Genomic DNA, 6457 nt, shown 5'->3' with positions numbered 1-6457 from the left:
CCCCGCCTGCCATGCCCGAGCAGCCGCCGGCACCCCCCGCCACCGGCCGCCTCCGCGCTCCGTGGGTCCTGCCCACCGCAACCGGCATCGGCGGCCTGGCACTCGGCACTGCCCTCACCCTCGCCATCCCGGCCGCCTTCGCCGACGACGAGCCGCGCAGCTTCACACTCACCGGTACGTTCACTCTTGGTGAGGCTTTCCCGTACGAGGGGAGCTGTTCCGGGACCGACGGATACGACGACATCGACGAGGGCACGAGCGTGACCGTCTACGACGAGACGGGAAAGGTCCTCGCCACCGGCGCTCTGGGCCGCGGAGTCCCCGAGGACAAGGACGCCGTCCTCGAAACGATCTGCACCTATCCGGTCAAGGTCGCCGGGGTACCGCGAGGCAGCACGTTCTACCAGGTCGAGATCGCCCACCGCGGCAAGATCCAGGTCCCCGCGAAAGAAGCCGAGAAGGGCGGGTTCGGCGCCACGCTCAGCTGACCCGACGTCGGGCGTAAGCGGCAGACGAGTCGGGCTGTACGCCGGGTTCTGTCGCCCGGGCGCCTCGCGGCGGCCGGGGAGACGGCCATCCATCTAGGGTCCGCATTGCTGCGGACCTCGTGCGGTCTACCCGCGGACTCGGGCGGGCAGCCCTCGATCGTCCGCGCAGAACCGCCCCTTCTTACAAAGCGGCGTTTCCTTTTGACCTTGCTCCAGGTGGGGTTTACCTAGCCGCCTGAGTCACCTCAGGCGCTGGTGGTCTCTTACACCACCGTTTCACCCTTACCGGGGGCCGAAGCCCCCGGCGGTCTGTTTTCTGTGGCACTGTCCCGCGGGTCACCCCGGGTGGCCGTTAGCCACCACCTTGCCCTGTGGAGCCCGGACGTTCCTCGGGAAGAGCCCCTGGTGAGGGGAGCTTCACGCGGCCGTCCGCCCGGCTCGTCTGCCGTGTCGACCATGCTACCCGCCGTGTGCCGCGGCTCCGCCCCGAGGCGGACGCCGTCGCCAGGAACGACCCCGCCAGAATCAGCGCGAACGACGCCGCGATGCCCGCCGTGAAGGGTTCGGAGAGGAAGGCCACGCCCGCCGCCACCGCCACCGCCGGGTTCACGTAGGTGAAGACGACGGCCCGCGTCGGGCCCGCCTCGCGGATGAGTTCCAGGAAGACGACGAAGGCCAGGGCCGTGCAGATGACGCCCAGGCCCGCGAGCGAGGCCAGAGTCTGCGGGCTCGGGGCGGCAGACGGCCGGCTGGCCCAGGCCGGTAGGGCGTAGACGAGCGCCGCCAGGGTCAGGCAGGGGGCGATCAGCTGGAGGGTGGGGACCGCCTTGAGGTGGCGGGCCACGATCAGCGGGGCGATGGCGTAGCCGAGTGCCGTGAGCAGGACCTCCGTCAGGGACCAGGCGTCGCCGCCGGTGAGGTGGGGGATGGTCAGGACGGCGACTCCGCCGAGGCCCAGGCCCAGGCCCGTGAGGCGGCGGGCGCCCAGGCGTTCCGTGTCGCCGAAGAAACGGGCCAGGACCGCGCCGATGATCGGAACCGCCGCGATCAGCAGGCCCGCCGTGGAGCTGGAGAGGCGGCGCTCGGCGTCGGTGAGGGTCCACCAGGGGCCCAGGATCTCGATGCAGGAGAACGCCAGCATGGGCTTCCAGTGGGCGCGTACGACGCGGGGCAGTCCCCCTTGGCGTACGGCGAACGGCAGGAGCAGCGCGGCGCCGAGCGCGCAGCGGGCGAAGACCACCATCGACGGCGAGAGGTCTTCGACGGCCACTTTGATCATCAGGTACGGGATGCCCCAGAGGACACCCATCAGGGAGAAGAGGAACCAGCCGCGTGCAGTCATGCGGGCAGTTTCGGGTTGTTCAACGTGCGACGTCTTGAACGCTGTTGCGGCGGGGGGCGGGGTGGACGCTGTTGCGGTACGCCGCCGGGGTCACTCCCAGGACGCGGCGGAACCAGCGGGTCAGGTGTGCCTGGTCGGCGAAGCCCACCAGGGCTGCCGCCTCCGCCGGTCGCAGCCCCGCGTCGAGCAGGGTGCGGGCGCGGGTCACGCGGTGCTGGGCGAGCCAGGCGTAGGGCGGCATCCCCGTCGACGTACGGAAGGCGCGCAGGAGTTGGTAGCGGGAGAGGCCCAGGGGGGCGGCGAGTTCGGCGAGGGAGGGCGGGGCGAGCAGCTCGTCGGCGAGGCGGTCGCGCACGGAGCGGGCTATGTGGTCGGCGCCGGGGATCGTGTCGCACAGGGGCCGCGCGGTGCTGTGCCTGCGGGCGAGGGCGGCGAGCAGCCAGGGCAGCCGTGACTCGGCCTCCAACGGGTCGGCGGCGCCGCTGAGTTCGGTGTGCGCCGCGCGCAGGGCCGCCGCCAGCTCGGGGTCGTCCATCACCGGGTCGCGGAAGTGCGGGGCGGTCGCGGTGCCCTCGGCGAGGAGGTTTCGCGCCGGGTACATCGCCCGGTACGCGTAGCCGCCGTGGTGGCCGGGCCCGCCGGTGTGCACTTCTCCCGGTGCGAGTACGACGATGGACCCCGGCCCCACGTGCAGCCGCCCGCCCCGGTAGTCGATGATCTCGGAGCCGCCGATGCAGACCCCGATGGTGAACTCCTCGTGGTAGTGCGGCGCGTAGCGGTGCTGGTCGAAGCGGGCGGTGAGGAGGTCGATGGGCGGGGCGCCCGGTCCGAGGTGGGCGCGCGTCCAGACGGCTTGCTCGCGACCGCCGCCGTTGCCGTTCAGTGCCTTGCCGTCCATGTCGTGCTCCCGTCGCCCCACTCAAGGGTGCAACGCCACCGCGCCCCACTTCGATGCCGTCTCCGGGAACCTTCCGTGGACGGTCAGACGAACTCCGAGGTCTCCAGCTCGAAGCCGAACGGTTCGGGGAGGGCGAGCGCCTTGCCGAAGGGCAGCGTGCAGTGCTGCCGGTAGTCGTCCCCTTCGGCCTCGCTGAACAGCGTCACCGAGGATTCGTCACGGTCGATCAGCAGGTAGAGCGGGATGCCGCCGCGGGCGTAGCAGCGCCGCTTGGCTTCCCGGTCCGCCTGCGGCCTGGTGGAGGTGACCTCGACGACCATGGTTACGCCGTCGCAAGGCATCCAGGGTTCTGCCCCCTTGAAGAGCCGCAGCTTCCTGGGGGCGAAGGTACCGTCCGGGATCGCGTGGCTCTTCGGACAGGCCTCCCCGCCCTTGAGCTTCAGGCCCTTGTTCCCGGAGAACTGCATATCGGTCCGGGAACGCCTGTACACCTGGCTCACGACCAGCTCGATGTAGTCCTCGTGGTCCCCGTCCGGCGGCGGCGTCACGACAATGTCCCCCTCGATCAGTTCCGCCCGGAAACCCTCCGGGGTGTCCAGGGCCAGGAAGCCCTCCAGCAGGACCTCCGCCCGCGTGAGCGGCTCGTGTGCCATGGCAGTCATGTCACGCCCCTTCCTCGGTCGCTCGCCAGACTGGGACATCGGTGATCCGCCATCCATGAGATCGGGAGTTGTTCCCTCGATCGTGGCACAGGACCACGGGTGATTGTCAGGCTTCGTCCGCCCGGCGGGTCCCCGCCTGGCCGAGGAGCTGGGGCGGGAGCAGCTCTCGGCGCTCGCGGCCGTGGAAGGGCGGGACTCCGATGCCGCCGGGTCCGCCTTCCTCAGAGCCTTCTTCGCCGACTTCGCCCCCGCGCAGGCGGAGGCCGTGCGCCGCGCCATGCGGCTGCTCGCCGAGCGGGGTGATGCGCGATGACGCGGCTGCTGCGGGGCATCGTGTGGATCGCCGTGCCCTTTGAACTCGCCTTCGTCACCGTCCTGTTGGGGGGCGCTGCGCTTCCCGGCACCGTACTCGTCGGTGCCGAGGCTCTCGCCGTGGCGCTGCTCGTCGTCGCCGGCGCGGGGCTCGCCGTCCTGCACGGGCGGGGCGGGCCCGATGCCGTCCGGGACGTCGTGCCCGAGCCCGTGCGGCGGATCGTCGGGCATGAGCTGCGGGCTCTGGTCAGCCTCTTCCTGTGGGTGGCGCGGGTGCGCGGTGAGCGGCGCTCTGCGCACGAGCCCGCCGACGACGTGCTCGATCTGGTCGTTGCCTCGCAGGCCTCCCTCACCCTGGAGCTGCGGGAGCCGATCACCGCGGTCGGGTTCCTCGGGAAGCGCCGGCCGGTGACGACCGTGCGGCTGCACGCCGACGATCCGGCGGGGCTCCTCGCCGCGCTCAAGGCGGCGACCCGCGAGACGGCGACCGCCGAGTAGGCCTTACGCGGGTGCGAACCGCACCTCCGCCGCCCCGGGGTCCGCCTGCGTCAGCCGTACCCGCAGGCGCTCCCCCAGCGGCAGCTCGCCCGCGCCGCCGTCGATCGGGGCGACGATCGCCGGTTCGGTCAACTGGACGGTGCCGACGGCCGGTTCGCCCTCCTTCACGTCCACCACCACCGCGTCGAAGATCTCGCCGACCCGCTCCTTGAGCAGCGCCGCCTCGACGATGTCCACGCAGGCGCGCTCCACGGTGTTGCCGCGCCGCGTGCCGTCCGCCATCTCCTTGGGCAGCTCGGGCAGCGCGGCGAGCACCCACTCGGGAGGCGGGTCTCCCGCGCAGGCCGCGAGGCAGAGCTCGGCGGCGTAGCGGTCGACGAGGCGGCGCAGTGGTGCCGTGCAGTGGGCGTAGGGGGCGGCGACCGCGGCGTGCGTGGTGTGCTCGGGGATCTCGCCGCCGCTGAACGCGGTGTAGCCCGCGCCCCGCAGCAGCGTCGTGCACTCCTGCAGGAACGCGGCGTGATGGGACCGGGTCGGATCGAGCGAGCGCACCAGTTCGGCGTACGGGACGTGGTGCGGCCAGTCGATGCGCAGGGCCTTCGCGGTGCGCCTGAGGCGGCCGACCGCGCCGTCGGGGGCCATGGGCAGCGTACGGAGGATGCCCGTCCCCGTATCGATCATCAGCTCCGCGGCGGCCATCCCGGTGAGCAGGGAGATCTGGGCGTTCCAGCCGTCGGCGGGCAGCGGCGCCCGGTAGGCGAGTTCGTAGGCGCCGTCCCGCTCGACGATCTCCTGCTCGGGGACGTTGAGGGAGATGCCGCCGCGCTCGACCTCGAGGCGCTCGCGCAGCCGTCCGATCTCGGCGAGCAGGGCGAGGGGCTCCTCGGCGGTGCCGTCGTCGATCGCCCGCTGCGCGCCGTCGTAGTCGAGCTTGGCGCGGCTGCGTACGAGGGCGCGGCGTACGTCCGTCGAGAGGGTCCGCCCCTGGTCGTCGAGGTCGATCGTCCAGAGCGCGGCCGGGCAGTCCTGCCCCGGCAGCAGGCTGGCGGCGCCCTCGCTCAGCGAGGTGGGGTGCAGCGGCACCTTCTCGTCGGGGAAGTAGAGGGTCGTGACGCGCCGGTGGACCTCGGCGTCGAGCGCCCGGCCCGGCGTGACGTACGCGGCGACGTCGGCGATGGCGTACCGCACCCGGAATCCGCCGTCGTCCCGCCGGGACAGGTGCATCGCCTGGTCGAGGTCGACGGAGGTGGGCGGGTCGATGGTGAAGAAGGGGATGTCGGTCGCGTCGTCTTCGGGAAGGCGTGGCGCGGCGGCGGCACGCTCCGCCTCCGCGAGCACGTCGGCCGGGAACTCCTCCGGCACGTCCAGCTTCGTCCGCAGTTCACGCAGCACGCCCCGCAACGGAGCCTCGGCTGCGCCGGTCACGTGGAGATGGCGGCGGGGCATGGATCGAGCGTAGGCCCGGCGGGCGTCGGGCGCTCGTCCCGCCGGGCCGCTCGACCTCAGTGGATCTCTCGGACCACCACGTCGAGGGCCCATGCCTTGCCCGGCTTGGCGGGGGCTTCCGCCTCCACCACGTGGCCGAGGTCCCGCAGCGCCTCGACCAGTTCGGCCGGGTTCTCGGGCTGGGCGCCGGTCTCCAGGAGGGAGCGGACGATGCGGCCCTTCGTCGCCTTGTTGAAGTGCGAGACGACGGAGCGCTTCTCGGCCCCGGTCGCCGGGTCGATCTGCGCGTGAAGGACCCGGACCGTCGCCGTCCGCCCGGCGACCTCGCCCTTCGGCTTCCACGCGGCCGTGTACGCCGACGACCGCAGATCGAGTACGAGTCCGTCCCCCGCCGCATCGGGCAGCGCCGAGGCCATCGGCGTACGCCAGTGGGCGCCGAGCGCGCCGATGCCCGGCAGCTTCACGCCCATCGAGCAGCGGTAGGAGGGGATGCGGTCGGTGATGCCGACGGCGCCCCACAGGCCGGAGAACACGAGCAGGGAGCGGGCGGCGCGGCGCTTGGCGGCCGCGTCGAGCGACGCGAGGTCCAGGGCGTCGTACAGCACACCGGTGTAGATCTCCCCTGCGGGGCGCGCGCCCGCCGTGCGGAGCTCGGTGTTCTTGGCGACCTCGGCGCGCAGGCCTTCGCTCAGGCCGAGTACGTCGCGGGCCTTCTCCTCGTCCGCGAGGCAGAGGTCGACCAGCTCGTCGAGGACGGCCCGGCGCGCGTCCGCGAGGGCGGGGAGGGAGAGCGACTCCGGCTTGAGGGGGG

Annotated in this window: 8 protein-coding genes and 1 other RNA gene; 4 read left to right on the top strand and 5 right to left on the bottom strand. The window is 72.5% G+C overall.

Going from position 1 to position 6457, the window contains the following annotated elements:
• The coding region (locus E2651_RS44860) for a hypothetical protein (RefSeq protein WP_209446370.1) at positions 1-488 on the top strand (488 nt) is incomplete at its 5' end.
• A gap of 21 nt (positions 489-509) precedes the next feature.
• On the opposite strand, the gene rnpB is transcribed toward E2651_RS44860, so the two are convergent.
• Positions 510-929: RNase P RNA component class A (gene rnpB, locus E2651_RS39880), an RNA gene on the bottom strand.
• Between the two features lie 29 nt (positions 930-958).
• Here rnpB and E2651_RS44395 point away from each other — a divergent pair.
• Positions 959-1102: a hypothetical protein gene (locus tag E2651_RS44395; RefSeq protein ID WP_167829038.1), complete on the top strand. Its 144-nt coding sequence runs from the start codon at positions 959-961 to the stop codon at positions 1100-1102.
• 747 nt (positions 1103-1849) lie between these two features.
• On the opposite strand, the gene E2651_RS39870 is transcribed toward E2651_RS44395, so the two are convergent.
• A complete protein-coding gene (locus tag E2651_RS39870; protein ID WP_135336168.1) occupies positions 1850-2728 on the bottom strand; it encodes an AraC family transcriptional regulator in 879 nt (292 codons plus the stop codon).
• An 83-nt stretch (positions 2729-2811) separates the two neighbouring features.
• A complete protein-coding gene (locus tag E2651_RS39865) occupies positions 2812-3390 on the bottom strand; it encodes a Uma2 family endonuclease (RefSeq protein WP_135336167.1) in 579 nt (192 codons plus the stop codon).
• 103 nt (positions 3391-3493) lie between these two features.
• On the opposite strand from E2651_RS39865, the gene E2651_RS39860 reads away from it, so the two are divergent.
• Both E2651_RS39860 and E2651_RS44385 read left to right on the top strand, forming a co-directional pair.
• Positions 3494-3703 (top strand): hypothetical protein, encoded by a 210-nt coding sequence (locus tag E2651_RS39860; protein ID WP_135336166.1) that lies wholly within the window; start codon positions 3494-3496, stop codon positions 3701-3703.
• Positions 3700-4200: a hypothetical protein gene (locus E2651_RS44385; protein WP_167829037.1), complete on the top strand. Its 501-nt coding sequence runs from the start codon at positions 3700-3702 to the stop codon at positions 4198-4200. Before E2651_RS39860 ends, E2651_RS44385 begins: the two co-directional genes overlap by 4 nt.
• Before the next feature lie 3 nt (positions 4201-4203).
• Here E2651_RS44385 and E2651_RS39850 read toward each other — a convergent pair whose 3' ends face one another.
• Entirely contained in the window at positions 4204-5646 is a 1443-nt protein-coding gene (locus E2651_RS39850) for an RNB domain-containing ribonuclease (RefSeq protein ID WP_135336165.1), read from the bottom strand.
• Positions 5647-5702: 56 nt separating this feature from the next.
• A partial coding sequence (gene yaaA, locus E2651_RS39845; protein ID WP_135336164.1) for a peroxide stress protein YaaA occupies positions 5703-6457 on the bottom strand: 755 nt, incomplete at its 5' end.

Source organism: Streptomyces sp. MZ04 (assembly GCF_004684775.1).
In the GTDB taxonomy this organism is placed as follows: domain Bacteria; phylum Actinomycetota; class Actinomycetes; order Streptomycetales; family Streptomycetaceae; genus Streptomyces.
This window is presented reverse-complemented; position numbering and strand designations above follow the sequence as displayed.

Excerpts from the sequence above, each read along its gene's own strand:
- E2651_RS39865 (WP_135336167.1), bottom strand. The coding sequence starts at position 3,390 with ATGACTGCCATGGCACACGAGCCGCTCACGCGGGCGGAGGTCCTGCTG.
- E2651_RS44385 (WP_167829037.1), top strand. The coding sequence starts at position 3,700 with ATGACGCGGCTGCTGCGGGGCATCGTGTGGATCGCCGTGCCCTTTGAA.
- E2651_RS39850 (WP_135336165.1), bottom strand. The coding sequence starts at position 5,646 with ATGCCCCGCCGCCATCTCCACGTGACCGGCGCAGCCGAGGCTCCGTTG.
- E2651_RS39870 (WP_135336168.1), bottom strand. The coding sequence starts at position 2,728 with ATGGACGGCAAGGCACTGAACGGCAACGGCGGCGGTCGCGAGCAAGCC.